At 42.5% G+C, this 15207-nt stretch carries 20 protein-coding genes; 5 read left to right on the top strand and 15 right to left on the bottom strand.

The window, feature by feature from the left end:
• Positions 1 to 45: 45 nt before the first annotated feature.
• Together L0B18_RS15460 and L0B18_RS15455 are read right to left on the bottom strand one after the other, a co-directional pair.
• On the bottom strand, positions 46 to 297 hold the full coding sequence (locus tag L0B18_RS15460; protein WP_234572705.1) for a hypothetical protein: 252 nt from the start codon (positions 295 to 297) through the stop codon (positions 46 to 48).
• Between the two features lie 360 nt (positions 298 to 657).
• Complete coding sequence (locus L0B18_RS15455; protein ID WP_234572704.1) at positions 658 to 1656, bottom strand: AAA family ATPase; 999 nt, start codon at positions 1654 to 1656, stop codon at positions 658 to 660.
• 155 nt (positions 1657 to 1811) lie between these two features.
• Between L0B18_RS15455 and L0B18_RS15450 the strand changes: the two genes are divergently transcribed.
• From L0B18_RS15450 to nuoK, 3 genes are all read left to right on the top strand, one after another.
• On the top strand, positions 1812 to 2627 hold the full coding sequence (locus L0B18_RS15450; protein ID WP_234572703.1) for an undecaprenyl-diphosphate phosphatase: 816 nt from the start codon (positions 1812 to 1814) through the stop codon (positions 2625 to 2627).
• A gap of 77 nt (positions 2628 to 2704) precedes the next feature.
• A complete protein-coding gene (locus L0B18_RS15445) occupies positions 2705 to 3226 on the top strand; it encodes an NADH-quinone oxidoreductase subunit J (RefSeq protein ID WP_234572702.1) in 522 nt (173 codons plus the stop codon).
• Positions 3223 to 3525 (top strand): NADH-quinone oxidoreductase subunit NuoK, encoded by a 303-nt coding sequence (gene nuoK / locus L0B18_RS15440; RefSeq protein WP_234572701.1) that lies wholly within the window; start codon positions 3223 to 3225, stop codon positions 3523 to 3525. Before L0B18_RS15445 ends, nuoK begins: the two co-directional genes overlap by 4 nt.
• Positions 3526 to 3549: 24 nt before the next feature.
• Here nuoK and L0B18_RS15435 read toward each other — a convergent pair whose 3' ends face one another.
• Positions 3550 to 4908 carry a GntP family permease gene (locus tag L0B18_RS15435; protein ID WP_234572700.1) on the bottom strand — a complete coding sequence of 453 codons (1359 nt, stop codon included), beginning with the start codon at positions 4906 to 4908 and terminating at the stop codon, positions 3550 to 3552.
• Between the two features lie 250 nt (positions 4909 to 5158).
• On the opposite strand from L0B18_RS15435, the gene L0B18_RS15430 reads away from it, so the two are divergent.
• Entirely contained in the window at positions 5159 to 5548 is a 390-nt protein-coding gene (locus L0B18_RS15430; RefSeq protein ID WP_234572699.1) for a hypothetical protein, read from the top strand.
• Positions 5545 to 6192, top strand: a complete 648-nt coding sequence (locus L0B18_RS15425; protein ID WP_234572698.1) for an NAD(P)H-binding protein — start codon at positions 5545 to 5547, stop codon at positions 6190 to 6192. The genes L0B18_RS15430 and L0B18_RS15425 overlap by 4 nt, the downstream gene beginning before the upstream one ends.
• Before the next feature lie 13 nt (positions 6193 to 6205).
• On the opposite strand, the gene L0B18_RS15420 is transcribed toward L0B18_RS15425, so the two are convergent.
• The 12 genes from L0B18_RS15420 to L0B18_RS15365 form a co-directional block, all read right to left on the bottom strand.
• The gene (locus L0B18_RS15420) at positions 6206 to 7276 is read right to left on the bottom strand and encodes a hemolysin family protein (RefSeq protein WP_234572697.1); all 1071 of its coding nucleotides are present in this window, start codon (positions 7274 to 7276) and stop codon (positions 6206 to 6208) included.
• A 141-nt stretch (positions 7277 to 7417) separates the two neighbouring features.
• The gene (locus tag L0B18_RS15415; RefSeq protein ID WP_234572696.1) at positions 7418 to 9139 is read right to left on the bottom strand and encodes a Na(+)/H(+) antiporter subunit D; all 1722 of its coding nucleotides are present in this window, start codon (positions 9137 to 9139) and stop codon (positions 7418 to 7420) included.
• Positions 9129 to 9344: a hypothetical protein gene (locus L0B18_RS15410; RefSeq protein ID WP_234572695.1), complete on the bottom strand. Its 216-nt coding sequence runs from the start codon at positions 9342 to 9344 to the stop codon at positions 9129 to 9131. The genes L0B18_RS15415 and L0B18_RS15410 overlap by 11 nt, the downstream gene beginning before the upstream one ends.
• Before the next feature lie 27 nt (positions 9345 to 9371).
• The gene (locus L0B18_RS15405; protein ID WP_234572694.1) at positions 9372 to 10853 is read right to left on the bottom strand and encodes a monovalent cation/H+ antiporter subunit D family protein; all 1482 of its coding nucleotides are present in this window, start codon (positions 10851 to 10853) and stop codon (positions 9372 to 9374) included.
• A gap of 152 nt (positions 10854 to 11005) precedes the next feature.
• The gene (locus L0B18_RS15400) at positions 11006 to 12496 is read right to left on the bottom strand and encodes a proton-conducting transporter transmembrane domain-containing protein (RefSeq protein WP_234572693.1); all 1491 of its coding nucleotides are present in this window, start codon (positions 12494 to 12496) and stop codon (positions 11006 to 11008) included.
• Positions 12489 to 12860 (bottom strand): cation:proton antiporter subunit C, encoded by a 372-nt coding sequence (locus tag L0B18_RS15395; RefSeq protein WP_234572692.1) that lies wholly within the window; start codon positions 12858 to 12860, stop codon positions 12489 to 12491. The genes L0B18_RS15400 and L0B18_RS15395 overlap by 8 nt, the downstream gene beginning before the upstream one ends.
• Positions 12853 to 13293, bottom strand: a complete 441-nt coding sequence (locus L0B18_RS15390; protein WP_234572691.1) for an MnhB domain-containing protein — start codon at positions 13291 to 13293, stop codon at positions 12853 to 12855. Before L0B18_RS15390 ends, L0B18_RS15395 begins: the two co-directional genes overlap by 8 nt.
• Positions 13290 to 13595 carry a hydrogen gas-evolving membrane-bound hydrogenase subunit E gene (mbhE, locus tag L0B18_RS15385; protein ID WP_234572690.1) on the bottom strand — a complete coding sequence of 102 codons (306 nt, stop codon included), beginning with the start codon at positions 13593 to 13595 and terminating at the stop codon, positions 13290 to 13292. Before mbhE ends, L0B18_RS15390 begins: the two co-directional genes overlap by 4 nt.
• Positions 13592 to 13837, bottom strand: coding sequence for a Na(+)/H(+) antiporter subunit B (locus L0B18_RS15380; protein WP_234572689.1), 246 nt, complete (start codon positions 13835 to 13837; stop codon positions 13592 to 13594). Before L0B18_RS15380 ends, mbhE begins: the two co-directional genes overlap by 4 nt.
• A complete protein-coding gene (mnhG, locus tag L0B18_RS15375) occupies positions 13834 to 14160 on the bottom strand; it encodes a monovalent cation/H(+) antiporter subunit G (RefSeq protein ID WP_234572688.1) in 327 nt (108 codons plus the stop codon). Before mnhG ends, L0B18_RS15380 begins: the two co-directional genes overlap by 4 nt.
• A 1-nt stretch (position 14161) precedes the next feature.
• The gene (locus tag L0B18_RS15370; RefSeq protein ID WP_234572687.1) at positions 14162 to 14434 is read right to left on the bottom strand and encodes a monovalent cation/H+ antiporter complex subunit F; all 273 of its coding nucleotides are present in this window, start codon (positions 14432 to 14434) and stop codon (positions 14162 to 14164) included.
• A complete protein-coding gene (locus tag L0B18_RS15365) occupies positions 14434 to 14967 on the bottom strand; it encodes a Na+/H+ antiporter subunit E (RefSeq protein ID WP_234572686.1) in 534 nt (177 codons plus the stop codon). Before L0B18_RS15365 ends, L0B18_RS15370 begins: the two co-directional genes overlap by 1 nt.
• Between the last annotated feature and the right edge of the window lie 240 nt (positions 14968 to 15207).

The following is a 15207-nucleotide window of genomic DNA, read 5'->3' as shown; positions in this document are numbered from 1 at the left end:
TTGATCACAGGTAGGAAGAACCGGTTTTGAGCCTAAACTAAAGAATCACTTTTCGATGAAAAAGAAAACAGCGTCGTTCGTTGAGTTGGTTGTACTTTTTACTTTACTGTTCGTTTCCCGATTGTAAGTGTAGGCCACATTGCGAATTGAGTTCAATTCTTTTTTTGTAGAATATTCAACCCGTATTGCATCACCATTTGGTTCTAATTTTGAAATCGCTTCTTTCAATTTTTCGTACTTGGATCTACTTTTCCTGGAGACCTTGACTTTTGATCTCGGTACAATTTTAATTTTCATAAGTTTCTCTTATTGTCTGCGCGCTTTAATATTATTCATTAATAAATATCTTAGTTGAATTTAAATCAAGTCTATTTCTTGTTAATGAATAATTTTATTTTAAATCAATTATCAATTAAAAATATTTAATAAAATCTATTTTAAATATATAGTTTAAAATCATATCTCATTATTCTTGGAATAGTGAATAGGTAACAACTTTTTCGTTAAATGTTTGTAATAGAATTTAATACAGAAGGGAGTATTCGATCCGAGATAAGATTAGGATCATGAATAGGAGGAAAAATGGAATGGGGAAAAGAAGAGAAAAAAGCACCGGATATTCGCATCCGGCGCTTTTGAAAAGTGGCGTTTATAAAACTATGGTACCTGCACGTTCGACAGAATTTTCTTAATGATGTCTTCAGAGGTAATGTCTTCAGCTTCGGCCTCAAATGTTGGAATGATTCTGTGCCTAAGTATATCGAGTGTAATTGTACGAACGTCTTCAGGCGTTACGTAAGCTCTGTGCTGCATAAAAGCATGAGCGCGTGATGCAAGATTCATATTGATCGATGCACGGGGAGAGGCACCAAATGAAATCAGGTCGCCAAGTTCGGGCAGATTATAATCAGCTGGATTTCTGGTCGCAAAAATAAGATCTACGATATAACGCTCTACTTTTTCATCAACATAAATCTCATTAATCACCTTTCGGGCGTCGAGGATCTGCTCAGGAGTTACCACGGCATTCAATTCCGTCTTCTTACCTGTTTTTGCCATCCGGCGCATAATCTCGAGTTCCTCACTTTTTGAAGGATACCCAATTTTTAATTTCAGCATGAAACGGTCCACCTGGGCTTCAGGCAAGTTATATGTACCTTCTTGTTCCACAGGGTTTTGAGTGGCAAGCACAAGAAACGGAGCTTCCAGCTTGAAGGTTTCTTCTCCAATGGTCACCTGGCGTTCCTGCATGGATTCGAGCAAGGCACTCTGAACTTTTGCCGGAGAACGGTTAATCTCATCAGCTAAAACAATATTAGAAAAAATGGGACCTTTTTTTACGGTAAACTTCATCTCCTTTTGATTGTAAATGAGAGTACCGATAAGGTCGGCCGGGAGGAGATCGGGAGTGAACTGAATGCGTTGAAATTTGGTGCTGATGACGGTTGCCAGCGAAGAAACGGTCAGGGTTTTGGCTAATCCGGGAACGCCTTCCAGTAAAACATGACCATCAGCCAGGAGCCCGATCAAAAGGCGGTCAATCATATAACGCTGCCCTACGATGATCTTATCAAGTTCGCTGTAAATGTCATCGATAAATGCACTGTGGCGTTCAATTTTTTCACCAAGTGCCTGCATATCAACTGTTGTGCTCATATCAAATTTCAGTTAGATGTTGCTATTCAAATTACTATCTTTTCAAACTCTTAAAAGCGGTTTATAATGAACGAATAATAATGCTTAGCTGCAAAATTTACATGTTCAAAAACCACAGTTTTCGAGAGTTTTTATTGATTCTAACTAATTGATACATGGATTTATTTGAAGCGATTTTTTTAGGAATTTTACAGGGCATCACAGAATTTTTACCCGTTAGCAGTTCCGGCCATTTGGTATTGGCACAGGCACTTTTGGGCCGTGATCTGGAGACCGGTATTACCTTCGAAATAGTTGTTCATTTCGGCTCATTTTGCAGCATCGTTCTATATTATCGCAAACTGATTGGCGAAATCATACGCGATGTACTGAAAAGTATAACCCCGCAAGGATTGAAATCCGGGATGTACAAAACCAATTCCAATGTAAAATTCAGTCTCTTTATCCTGGTGAGTATGATTCCAGCCATGATTGTTGGATTTACCATGCGTGATGCAATCGAAAACCTGTTTCTGAATCCTTTTTTTGTATCGTGTATGTTATTGATTACCGGCACATTACTGTTCTCAACGAAATTCGTAAAAAATCCGGAAGGGGAGATGACATTATTCCGAAGCCTGATGATGGGAATTGCACAAGCCTTTGCCATCATTCCGGGCATCAGCCGTTCAGGTTCTACAATTTCGGTAGGCCTTTTTGCAGGAATTAAGAGAGAGGAGGTTGCTAATTTTTCTTTCCTGATGGTTCTTCCCGTACTTGCCGGGGCGATGCTGCTTGCTGTCATGGATTTGATGGAAACGGGAATTGAAACGGCTGCGATTTTTGTTTTAATCACAGGTTTCCTGGCGTCATTTCTATCAGGATACCTTGCCTTAAGCTATCTGGTAGCATTATTGAAAAGAGAAAAATTCTTCTACTTTTCTTACTACTGCTGGATCGTTGGCATCGTCGGAATTGTTTATTTTTTATGAATTTGAAAAACCTTCGATCAGCTTGAAGGCATTTTTAAATTTAGGTACCTTTAAGAGCGTTTAATTAAACGATCAGAATGGACACGTTCACTTTTATCTTTCTTGCAGTACTGGCCATTGCATCAGGACTGGGAATGGTTTTGAACAAAAACACCGTGAGTAGTGCGCTTTTTCTTGTTCTGAATATGATATCCATTGCCGGCCTTTACCTTCTCTTGCAGGCACAATTCCTTGCACTTATTCAAATTCTTGTCTACGCCGGCGCAATTATGGTTCTGTTCCTTTTTGTGATTATGCTGTTGAATGTTGATGACGAGGAATCCCTTTTTAGTAAAATCAGGATGAAGTATATCTCAGCTTTTTTGCTGGGAGTAGTAGTGCTTAGCTTGGTATTGTACAGTTTTGAAGGAGTTGTTGATATACTCCCGGAAATTTCGCCGGACATGCAAACAGTCGGAACCGTTGAAGCGCTCGGTGACGTACTCTACACCGACTATCTATTTGCATTTGAAATGACAGCCATTTTGTTAACAGCTGCTGTGGTTGGGGCACTCATGATCGCACAATTCAAGAAAAATAAGGAAGGAGTTTCAGAATGATTGAGATTGATTGGTACCTGTCATTAAGTGCGGTTCTGTTTGTGATTGGATTAGTTGGAGTACTCATCCGTAGAAATGCCATTGTGATTTTTATGTGCGTAGAACTAATGCTGAATGCTGTAAATCTTACCCTTATTTCATTCAGTTCTTATCATGGAGATGTAACCGGCCAGATGCTGGTTTTCTTTTCTTTGGCAGTGGCTGCGGCCGAAGCCGTGATTGGCCTGGCCATTATCCTTGCCATTTTCAGAAACAACCTTTCTGTTGATATTACAAAAGTTAATTTGCTGCGCTGGTAAATCAATTTTCTGTGCGGTAATCAATCACACAAAAAAGCTTAATCCAAAAGCGAGTGCAAATCCCACCACGGAGATAATTGTCTCCATCATGGTCCAAGATCGGAGCGTGTCTTTTTCGCTCATGCCAAAGTAACGGCTGACCAACCAGAAACCACTATCATTTACATGAGAAAGCGTTGTTGAACCGGCAGCAATAGCCAATACAATAAGCGCTTTTTGCGGATCGCTGATGTCGAAAGAAACCATGATAGGGGCAAGGATACCGGCGGCTGTAATCATTGCAACTGTAGCGGAGCCCTGAGTTACGCGGACAGCCGCTGCAATTAACCACGCTAAAACGATTAGCGGCAATCCAAGGTCGGCCATGCCGCTTGCGAGCATATCACCTACACCGCTGTTCACTAAAACCTGTTTGAAAACCCCGCCGGCACCCGTAATTAAAATAATTACACCGGCTGGTTTCATGGCTTCCATACTCAGTTTTGATAACTGATCGCGTGAGGTTCCCCGGCGAACTCCCAACCAATACATGGCAATTAATACCGCAATGGTTAAAGCACTGAAAGGATGACCGATGAAGATGAGAAATTCTGTCCAAAATTGAGGTTCCGTTACACCTTGATCAATCAAAGCCTGAGTAATTGTATTCCCCAGAATCAAAAAAAGTGGTACAGAAATAATCAGAATAAGGAGAGTGAATGGGGGAAGCTCGGTATCCTCTTTTGTTTCATTCTCTTCCATATCCACATAATCGGGTACGGAAATATGGATTTTATTTCCGATGTATTTACCGAAAATGGGTCCGGCTATAATTGCAGTAGGAATTCCAACAATAAAACCGAGTAAGATAACCCATCCAAGATCTGCCCCAAGAATATCGGCCACGGCAATGGGGCCAGGCGTTGGAGGAATAAATGCATGGGTTACAGCCAGCCCGGCGAGTAAAGGAATACCGTAATAGAGAAGTGATTTTCCCGTGTCTCGTGATAACGCATAAATAAGCGGCACCAAAATAATGAATCCCACATCCAGGAAAACAGGTATGGCAACTACAAAACCCGTGATAACCATAGACCAGGGGGCTTTATCACGGCCAAATTTTCGAATCAGGGTTCGGGCAACAGATTCTGCTCCGCCGGAATGTTCAAGAATCTGTCCAAAAATAGCTCCAAGGCCAACCACGGTTGCTACAAACCCGAGTGTTCCGGCCATTCCTTCCTGCATGCTGTTAAGCACATCAACGGCCGGCATTCCCGCTCCCAATCCTACCACAATGCTGGCGATCAGAAGTGAAATAAATGCGTTTATCTTGAATCGCGTAACCAACAAAAGTAGCAGAACGATTCCAATTATGGTAGCAGCCAATAGCTGAAAATTTTCCATGGACACAATATTTAAGTATGGATTTTCCCCGTTGGTGTTGAAACAGTCCTTTTGTTTTGTCAGTAAAAAATTGTTTAAACCCAACATGTATTAGATTTAAAAAAGAAGATCGTACTGAGGATGTAAGAATCCAAAAGAAATAGGCACCGGTTTGAGTATATGATTAAAAAAAATGATTAATGTAGAATAGGCATAATCGATTTTTCAGGTGTATTTTGTATGAACAGAAGGATTAATATCCACGTAATTTATGAAGTCCATTTTCCTATATCTTTTGTTGATGATTTGTACCGCGTGCCAAAGTTCATTGACACCTGAGCAATATGATTATGGCGATGAATTTGATCTTGCTATCGGCGAAAAAACCAGAATAGGAGACAATAGAATTTCAGTTGAATTTGTGGATGTACTTGAAGATTCGCGATGTCCGTCTAATGCAAATTGTATTTGGGCGGGGAATGGAAAGGTTCAGTTAAAAGTTCAAAATCATGATATTATATTGAATACATATCTTGAACCACACGATACAACCATTACGAACATACATGTGGAACTTCTGAATTTAGCTCCTTATCCTGAATATCCGCGGCAGTTCGAAAAAGATGATTATTATATTCGCCTCTTGATCACAAAAAAATGAAGTTATTGATTCTTGGCGCATCCGGCGGATGTGGACGCTGGCTCGTAAAACTTGCTGCTGAAAGAGGACATACGGTTCGTGCTGTCGTTCGTCCTGAAACACCGTTTGAAACACCGCAAGAAATTGAGCTCATCCGCGGCAATGTGCTAGATAAAAAAGTGTTGGAGGAAGGAATAAGTGGATGTGATGTGGTGATTTCGGCCCTTGGAATCAAACGGGAAAAACCCTGGAACCCATGGTCAGATCTTGCTTCGCCAGAGGATCTGACAACCCGTGTTGCAAAAATGCTGGTAAAACTTATGCCTCAGAATAACATAGCCCGATTCGTCGGCATTACTGCAGCGGGTGTAAGAGAGAGCATCCATTCGGTGAATCCGGTTCTTCGCTGGCTGATCTTAAATAGTAATATAAGAGTAGCTTATAAAGACCTTGCAAACATGGAATCCACTTTTGAGAAAACCCCACTTGATTGGATGGTCGTCCGTCCGGTTACTCTAAAGGATGGAGCGCCAACCGGTAAAGTAGAAATGATAAACCATTATGGGTTGACAAAAAGCATTACCCGCGGCGATGTGGCAAAGTGGATGCTGGATTCAGCGGAACAACCGGTACCGTTTTCTGCCAAAACACCGATGATAGGTTAAATTTAAAAAGTAGCTACTCTTCTTCTTTTTTTACGGAACCCGGCAGCGGAATTCCCAGGCGTTTGGCCCTTTCTCTCCATTTTTCTCTGGCCAGTTTTTGCATGTCATCAATGGCATCAATTTCATCTACAATTTCCATTCCCAGGAGAGTTTCAACGACATCTTCCATCGTCACAACACCGGAAAATCCACCGTATTCATCAACTACAACAGCAATATGTTCTTGTGATTCCAGAAGTCTTGCAAACAGTGTTTTGATCGAAACATTTTCGGGTATAATGAGCACTTCACGCCGGATATCTTTAAGCTGTTTATCTCCCTCACCTTTCGAAAATTTTAAAAAGACATCGTTTTTGAGCACATATCCCGTGATATTTTCTTCGTCATTTTCAAAAACCGGAATGCGCGAAACCCACAGCTTATCCTGGTCTTCCATTACTTTTTTTATTGCAATCTTTTCCGGGTATTTGACCACCACAATTCTGGGTGTCATGATGTCTTTTACCCGAAGCGAATTGAACCGGATGAGATTTTTGAAAATATTGGATTCCTCTTTTTCAAAGACACCTTCTTCGTGGCCCAGTTCAGCCATGGCACTAAACTCTTCGCGGCTGACCGACGGTTGTTTGTCTTCGCTGGCGATCAGATTGGTAATTCCTTTTGAAAGAAGTACAAGAGGATACGTTAAAATAATCAATATTTTTGTGGCTCTGGCGGCAAAACCCGAGAGTTTTTTCCAATAGGTTGCACCCAGGGTTTTTGGGATGATTTCCGAAAAAACCAGGATAGCCAATGTTAAAACGACTGAAGTTAGACTTACATAAGCATTGCCAAATACAACTTGTGCCTGTGCACCAACGCCAGCCGCACCAATGGTGTGTGCAATGGTATTCAGACTTAAAATAGCGGAAAGTGGTCGGTCAATATCCTCCTTCAGGTCCCGAAGAATCTTTCCTGATTTGCTCTCATTCTTTTCCAGAACGGCAACATAGGAGGGAGTAATGGATAGTAATACAGCCTCCAGAATTGAACAAAGAAAGGAGACACCTATTGCTAAAACTAAATAAAAGAGTAATAATCCCATGGGGTTTAAGATAGGAGAAAATCAATTGAGGTATAAATATTAACTGAATCAGTTGAAGCAGAAACTTTACCACAACTTAAGGTATAGAGCCATATCACCTTGCTCTTGTTCCCTGGCCATTTTCTCTGAGAGAATGTTTACTTATATGAAATAAACCAACGCAAAGATCACGAATGTGAGGAGAATAAAACTCATTACCACTTCCACAGCGTGGCTGTATTTTGAGGCTTCCTGTTTGGATTCCGTAAAGGGATGAAGCCAGACCAACGGATCTCTGAATTTTTCAGTCAGAAACCCTGCCATCCAAAGCGTAGCATTTTCAGCATAACCATAAATTCTGTCCACACTTGTGACGAATATTTTCTCGGTTGCGGGACGCGCTTTTCGATAGAACCAGTCAAAATCCAGAAGAATGTTATCCGTTCCGGCAAATTTGTTTCTGAAGAGCCAGAACCCGATGAAGGCAAAAACAAGAATCTGAACCATCTCTACGAGGTGATAAACATCATAGGGATGATACTCAACAGGATATGGCAGTTGACTGTAAAGCGCATCGGGATAAACTCCGATAAGAATACAGAAAAACGCTCCGATTCCCATTCCGGCAATCATGTTTTTTGGGATGGGTTTGATATTGGTGATCTCTTCTTTTGCCTCTCCAAACCATGTAAAGTAGGGGAGCTTTAATCCGCTGTGCAAGAAGGATCCGATGGACGCGATTGTCAGCAGTAACATTACCCATTCCAGATGAGCTTCACCTGCGGCACTGACAACCATGGTTTTACTGGTAAACCCGTTGAACAATGGTGCGCCCGATACGGCCAATCCGCCAACAAGGTAGAGAGCTACAACGGCTTTCATTTTACCCGCAAGTCCGCCGAGCTCTGTGAGTTTGCTTCTGCCCGTTGCATAGATTACAGCACCGGCTCCCATAAAAAGAAGAGATTTGAACAGCACATTATTTACGGCGTGGGCGGTAGCTGCATTCAAAGCCATTTCGGAACCAATTCCCACACCAGCTACCATATAACCAATCTGACTGACAATGGAGTAAGAAAGAATTTGGCGGATATCGTTTGAAATGAGAGCGAAAATGGTTCCATAGATTCCCATCATTACACCAACCCAAATAAGAATGCTCCATTCCGGGAATAGGCGAACCATCACATAAACAGCAGATTTTGTTGTGATGGCACACATGAAAATGGCACCGGTAATGGTGGCTTTTGGATACGCATCTGCCAGCCAGGCATGTAGTGGAGGGACAGCAGCATTTACGGCGATTCCAAGCAGCATCAAGACAGACGGCCAGGTAAATTCGTAGGGTAAACTTTCAACCAAAAGTGAACCGGTTTCTGAAACGTGCCATAGGATTCCGGCCATCAGCAGGCCGCCGCCAAACATGTGAACGATTAAATAACGCATTCCGGCTCGGTCGGTCTCTTCGGTTTTTCTGGCCCAGATTAAATAAACGGAACTAACGGCCATCAACTCCCAAAAGACAAATAATGTGAAATAATCTCCGGCTAAAGTTACACCTAATGCTCCTCCGGCATAAACAAGTGCGGAGCTTTGCTGACCCACATCTTTGAGATGCAGTGCATACACTCCGCCGATAAGGGCAACAAGAGCAAAAGCAATAGCGAAAACCCGGCTGAGCCCGTCAACATAGACGGGTATCAGTTCATAACTTCCAAAATGCAAAGATAGAGAAAAATCATTCGGATATTGCCAGAGGCTGACCAAGGCAATCAAAGGGAAAACCAAAAAAGCTGAGGATCGTGTTTTTTCGGGGAGCAGAGGAAGAATAAACGCTCCGAGGATCATCACGACGGCCGGTATAAAAATCAAATCAACGATCATAATATCCTTCGTTTCTAAAAATGAACAATTTGCCCAGTCCTTTCGCTAAAAAGATTGTGACTATACATCCCAGGAATCCGTAAATCCCATAAAACAGGGGGATGGAATTCCACCAATGATGGTGATAATCTGCTAAAACCGTAAACTCAAGGATCAGTGTGATCAGAGCCAAAACTCCTAAAACGATCCAGTGCCAGGTTTTCATAATTCTGTGTGATTAAGTTCAATCATTTCATCCACCGGAAAACAAACTGCTTGCGATGGAGGTTGCCAAATCAAAAAAGTGGAAAAACAGATTCGGGAATAATCCGAATAAAATTGATAAAACGGCCGTGGTAAACAACGGAACCACCATGAAAGGAGATGCCTCGCCATATTTTTCCAATCCTTCGCCCTTTCTGAAATACGCTCTTTGAATAATGGGGAAGAAGTATCCGACATTTAAAAGTCCGCTAATGATCAGGATGATTAACGGCAATATCATATCTCCCTGGAGTGATCCCATTGCCAGAAACCATTTGCTTACAAATCCGTTGAGTGGCGGAACTCCGGCCAGACCCATCGAGCCAATAGTGAATGCGGCCATTGTCCAGGGCATGACCTTTGCAATTCCGTTTAATTGACTGATATTTTCCCTATGAAGGTTTACATAAATAGCTCCTGCACAAAAGAATAGCGTGATTTTCATTGTAGCGTGAGCGGCAATATGCATAATTCCTCCCTGCATTCCGAGGGGTGTCATCAAAGCTACACCCAAAACGATATAGGAGAGATGCCCCACGGTTGAATAGGCCAGCCGCCGTTTTAAATTATCCTGAGCAAATGCGAGCAGTGAAGCCAGAATGATCGTCGCTCCGGCAAGAACAATGAGAATATCATTTAAGCCGTAGGAAGCCATTACATCTGTTCCAAATACAAATCCCGTAACACGAATTACAGCAAATACGCCGGACTTAACCACAGCTACGGCGTGCAACAAAGCACTTACCGGGGTGGGAGCGGCCATTGCTGAAGGCAGCCAGCTATGGAGTGGCATAATACCGGCTTTCACGCCTACGCCTCCAAGAAACAGGATGAAGGTAACCAACATGGCTGTATGAGGAATATTGGCATTCCCGAAAATTCCTTCAGGATTAAAATCGATGGAACCGGTGTAGTAATAAGTTAACCCGGCTGCGGCAATCAGTAATAATCCGGCCGTTAAAGTGTAGGATAAATATTTTCGCCCGGCATTGATGGCTTTCTTCGTTTCTTTATGAATCACAAGGGGATAGGTGGCCAGCGTCAACATTTCGTAGAACACGATAAATGTGAGGAGGTTGGCCGAGAATGCAATCCCGATTGTGGCAGAAAGACAAACGGCAAAACTTGCGAAATAGCGGGTTTGCTTTTTCTCACCGGCTCCGCGCATATACCCGATAGAATAGAACGATGTAAAAATCCAAAGACCGGATGCAATGACAGCAAAGAAAACCCCGAGCGGGTCTGCATTCAATGCAAACGGCATATCGGGGGCGAGATTAAACAGATGCAGTTCTACGCTTTTTCCGGCAATGGCTCCGGGAAGCAACGACAAAACGAGACCAAATTTTACAACACCGGCAAGGATGGTCCAGCCTTCACGCAGATTTGGTTTTTTGCTGCTGAACAGGATCAATGGCACAGCCGCCAGTGATGTTAAAATTGCCAGTAAGGGGACGATAGAAATGTCCATTAATTATACTTTTTTAAAGTGTCATGACTACTTTAGTCATCCTGAGCTTGACTCAGGATCCCAAGTTATAAAACGATGATCGCTATGAGATTCTGAATCAAGTTCGGAATGACTATTTATTAATTTCAAGATTGAGTTCATCTTTGAACCTTTTATTGCATGGGATAAATACCCATCAAAAATCCTACGATGGCTGCATTTGCCAATCCGATAACAAAAAGGCTGATTGCAAGAATTACAGTTGGAGTCAGCATGCTGGCTGGAACCTCATTTCTTTTGGGCTTGACCGTTTCGGTTTCCTGACTAGTTTCGTCGGGATTTTTCATATACACTTTTTCAATAATTCTGAAGAAGTACACGGCATTGAGGAGCGAACTAATCAGGATTACTGCCAGAAAAAGCCAATTATTATTCTCGATGGTTCCGAGTGCCAGGTACCACTTACTGAAAAACCCGGCAAGTGGCGGAAGTCCAACCATAGAAATAGCTGCGACCGTAAAAGACGCCATTGACCACGGATATTTTTTTCGGAATGAATCATCAAATTTCGTGATATCGGTATGACCTTCTTTCATCCTTAAATTTCCGGAAACCAAAAAGAGACAGGCTTTCATAGCTGCATGATTTACCACATGAAGCAGAGCCCCGGCAAACCCAAACGGATTGGCTAAACTAAGGCCCATAATAATGTAACCTATTTGGGAAATACTGCTGAACGCCAGCATTCGTTTTAATTCGGTTTGTGCGATCGCCATAATGGAGCCGTACAGAATTCCAAGGCATGCCAACACGCCGAGAACGGTTGTAAGCGGGGCCACTGCATCAATCAATTCAACCCCAAAAAGATAGAGAACGATGCGGAAAAGCATATAGGCCGCAACTTTTGTCCCCACCGGAGCAATCAACGCTGTAGAACTTGAAGATGCGTAGGTGTACGCATCCGGCAGCCAACCATGCATGGGGAAGAGGGCGGCTTTTACACCAATTCCAACGATCATTAAAATAAGAGCGGCAACTACCGCGGTATTGTCCGCAACCATCGGCAGCATTCCGGACATATCAACCAGGTTGAGTGTGCCGGTTAGGGTGTACAAAAAACCAAGCCCCAGCAGATAGAGAGTTCCGCCTGTGGTTCCAATGATCAAATACCTGAAAGCGGAAAATGGCGCCGGTTTTTCTCCAATTGAAATCAAAGCATAGCTTGAGAGGGATGAAATCTCAAGAAAAACGTAAAAGTTGAATAAATCACCCGTCAGAACCATTCCGTTGAAGCCCAACATCATGAGCATGGAGAGCGTGAAATAAGGCATTTCCTTGCCGGGGTATTCACGGGCGGAAATGTGTTTTGCATGGATCAGAACCAGTAAAGCCACGCTATTGATAACGAGAACCATGAACGACGATAGCCCGTCATACATAAATTCGATACCGATGGGCGGTTCCCATCCACCAAAGAAATACCGTATGGCGCCATTATTCAGATAGTTGATAAATCCAAACAGGGAAAGTGTTGTAGCGACTCCGGCTCCGATAACGGCGAGGGGTTGCGAATAGGAACTTTTCCACAGGCCCAACAGGGCAATTAGAACTGCAAAGAGCGCAAACGTAAGAGCAATAAGAGCGGGCAGTTGTGACTCAATCATGGATTTTTTCTATCAATTCTTGTTCATCCAATGTTTGATACCGGTTGTAAATGGCAATCAAAAGAGTAAAGGCCACTCCAAGGGTTGCAACTCCAACTACGATAGCGGTAAGCATAAGGGTGTGGGGAAGCGGATTCAGATAATTTGCAACCTGCTCCACAGGTATTGAAGCATCATAAACGGGCACTGTTGCGTCAACTTTGGATGCAACCGATACGAAAAAAAGGATTACGGATGATTGCAAAATAGCCAGCCCGATAATCTTTTTAATGAGCGTTTTCTTAAACAGAATGCCGTACATCCCTATGGAAAATAGAATGATGCTAAACCAATACGCATAGTGTCCGAAAAAGAAATCAAGCATAATCTTCTCCTTTAACCATATTGTCGAAAATCATGACAAGAATAGCTGTTACCGCTAAGCCTACGCCCACTTCAATGATTAAAATTCCGGTATACCTGAGCCAAACCGGATCCATTCCGGGGATTGGGAGTTGTCCGTAATCAAGAAAATATCCACCGGCTATCATAGCTGTGAGGCCGGTAGCGAAGTAAATAACAACACCAATTACCGCAAGCGGCGTGGTTGCAAATTCTTTGAGTTGCAGGCGGGATACCCGGCGACCCGTAGCCACCCGTATCAACAAAATGGCTGCTGCAAGAAGTGCTCCTCCCTGGAAACCTCCGCCGGGGCTGTAGTGCCCGTGGAAAATTACGTACAGTCCAAACACCATGATGTACGGAGCTAAAAACCTGGCTCCCAAAACAATAATCGGACTGTTAAATTGACTTCTCACGAATTCCTCCTTCTTGATCGGCGAAGCACCAGCATAGTGATCATTCCGGCAGTGAAAATTACAATTTGCTCTCCAAATGTATCCACGCCCCTGTAATCACCTAATACAACAGTAACAATATTTGGCGTATGAGCATCATGGTAGGCATGTTCGATGTAATAACTCCCTGCAACGGGGGTATTTATCATGCTTCGTTCCTGATTCATACGATTGTCGGGATCGCCACGGTAGGGCAGATCAGACGCTGCGTAGATCAATAACACAGCAAAGGCTACCATTATAAGAGCTTTCAGGTATTTCAATCTTTTGTTTTTCTTGTGGTTTGATAGACAACAACGACAAACAGAATTCCGGTAACACCTGCACCTATTACGGCTTCTGTAAAGCCAACATCAACGGCGCCCATTGATATAAAAAGAAGCGCCATTATGAAACTAAAGACAGACATCATCACAACGGCAACGAGTAAATCTTTTACCTCGAGCGCTACTACACCGGAAATCACCAAAAAGAGATAGAGAATAAGTTCCAGTTCCCAAATCATGATTTACCTCCTTTTTTTGCATCTTCACTAAAGAATGGCTTCAGGCCTCTTTGTAATGCAGATCTTGCAAGTGCATGTGTTCCAATAGGATTGGCAAGAGCAATAAAGAGGATAATTAAGATGAGCTTGAATCCGCTGAGTGTAAGCCCTTCATAAACGACAAGCCCGGCAATCACAAACAGAATTCCGAGGGTGTCGCTTTTACTTGTTGCATGAGAACGGGAGTAAAAATCAGGCAGACGGAGAATACCAATACTTCCCATCAGCATAAAAATGATGCCGATAACAACCAGGATTATGCAAATAATATCCGCTACTGTCATATCAATCCCGCAAAACTTTGGATGAAATTACATATTTGGCAATCACCACAGATCCCACAAAACCGAGAATGGCGTATGCCAGTGTAATGTCAATGAACATGTCGATTCGTCCGTACAAAAAACCAATCAGACAGATCAAAACAATTGTTTTTGTTGCGATAGCATTTGTGGCGAGCAGCCGGTCAAAAACCGTTGGCCCTTTTAAAACCCGCACAAGTGGTACGGCTATAATAATGGTTAAAACAATGGCCGTAAGGAGAAAGAAAGTATGCATTATGATTTCTCCTTGTCCATGGATTTAATTACCTCAAAATCTTTGATTACCTGGCGTTCTTCTTTCTCAAAAAGCTGGAGTACTTGCCGGGGCATTTCATCATTTTCCAGGCTTGCATAAGATGCTTTATCCAGAGCATGAACTGTAAAAAGATCTCCTTCAATTTCAACCGTTAAGGTACCGGGAGTAAGCGTGATGGAATTGCCGAGAATCATTTTTGCGTGAGAGCTGGGAAGATCAACCCGGAATTTTAAAATGGAAGTTTCAATCGGCATTGAGGGACGCATGATAATCCCGACCACATGAAAACCGGCCATTATAATTTGATACACCAACCAGAAGAAGTAATAGACAGCCCGAAAGAATCTCAGTTCATCGAGGTTGTCCATGTCATCCGCATAAAAGCGGTGTTTTTTTAATTGATAGTTAAACAAAAGTACACCGGCAACAGAAAGAACGCCGAATGTAAGGTGCACAGCGTCGAAGAAACCGCTCATCAAAATCCAGAAGAGCATCAGGGAGATAAATGACATTGTAATACTAAAAAAAGAAAACTTCGACATCTGTGATTAATGTAGCAGGTTGTCCCCGTCAAATTGATATACTAAATAACTTATTAAAAAAGTGGAATGACCTGCAATTAAATTTGCAACTTTTAAAACATTCTTACCCCTTAAGCAATTTTGGATAACCAACCAAAATAATTATTAAAAGTTACAGGTGTCAACAGCTTTAGTATCCAAAAAATTCACCAAATCATGAATGGCGGTTCG

Source organism: Rhodohalobacter sp. 614A (assembly GCF_021462415.1).
Lineage (GTDB): Bacteria > Bacteroidota > Rhodothermia > Balneolales > Balneolaceae > Rhodohalobacter.
Note: the sequence above shows the minus strand (reverse complement) of the source record. Positions and strands in the feature narration are given on the sequence as shown.

Coding starts and splice junctions, on each gene's coding strand:
- L0B18_RS15460 (WP_234572705.1), bottom strand. CDS start 297: ATGAAAATTAAAATTGTACCGAGATCAAAAGTCAAGGTCTCCAGGAAA.
- L0B18_RS15455 (WP_234572704.1), bottom strand. CDS start 1,656: ATGAGCACAACAGTTGATATGCAGGCACTTGGTGAAAAAATTGAACGC.
- L0B18_RS15450 (WP_234572703.1), top strand. CDS start 1,812: ATGGATTTATTTGAAGCGATTTTTTTAGGAATTTTACAGGGCATCACA.
- L0B18_RS15445 (WP_234572702.1), top strand. CDS start 2,705: ATGGACACGTTCACTTTTATCTTTCTTGCAGTACTGGCCATTGCATCA.
- nuoK (WP_234572701.1), top strand. CDS start 3,223: ATGATTGAGATTGATTGGTACCTGTCATTAAGTGCGGTTCTGTTTGTG.
- L0B18_RS15435 (WP_234572700.1), bottom strand. CDS start 4,908: ATGGAAAATTTTCAGCTATTGGCTGCTACCATAATTGGAATCGTTCTG.
- L0B18_RS15430 (WP_234572699.1), top strand. CDS start 5,159: ATGAAGTCCATTTTCCTATATCTTTTGTTGATGATTTGTACCGCGTGC.
- L0B18_RS15425 (WP_234572698.1), top strand. CDS start 5,545: ATGAAGTTATTGATTCTTGGCGCATCCGGCGGATGTGGACGCTGGCTC.
- L0B18_RS15420 (WP_234572697.1), bottom strand. CDS start 7,276: ATGGGATTATTACTCTTTTATTTAGTTTTAGCAATAGGTGTCTCCTTT.
- L0B18_RS15415 (WP_234572696.1), bottom strand. CDS start 9,139: ATGATCGTTGATTTGATTTTTATACCGGCCGTCGTGATGATCCTCGGA.
- L0B18_RS15410 (WP_234572695.1), bottom strand. CDS start 9,344: ATGAAAACCTGGCACTGGATCGTTTTAGGAGTTTTGGCTCTGATCACA.
- L0B18_RS15405 (WP_234572694.1), bottom strand. CDS start 10,853: ATGGACATTTCTATCGTCCCCTTACTGGCAATTTTAACATCACTGGCG.
- L0B18_RS15400 (WP_234572693.1), bottom strand. CDS start 12,496: ATGATTGAGTCACAACTGCCCGCTCTTATTGCTCTTACGTTTGCGCTC.
- L0B18_RS15395 (WP_234572692.1), bottom strand. CDS start 12,860: ATGCTTGATTTCTTTTTCGGACACTATGCGTATTGGTTTAGCATCATT.
- L0B18_RS15380 (WP_234572689.1), bottom strand. CDS start 13,837: ATGATTTGGGAACTGGAACTTATTCTCTATCTCTTTTTGGTGATTTCC.
- mnhG (WP_234572688.1), bottom strand. CDS start 14,160: ATGACAGTAGCGGATATTATTTGCATAATCCTGGTTGTTATCGGCATC.
- L0B18_RS15370 (WP_234572687.1), bottom strand. CDS start 14,434: ATGCATACTTTCTTTCTCCTTACGGCCATTGTTTTAACCATTATTATA.
- L0B18_RS15365 (WP_234572686.1), bottom strand. CDS start 14,967: ATGTCATTTATCTCCCTGATGCTCTTCTGGATTTTGATGAGCGGTTTC.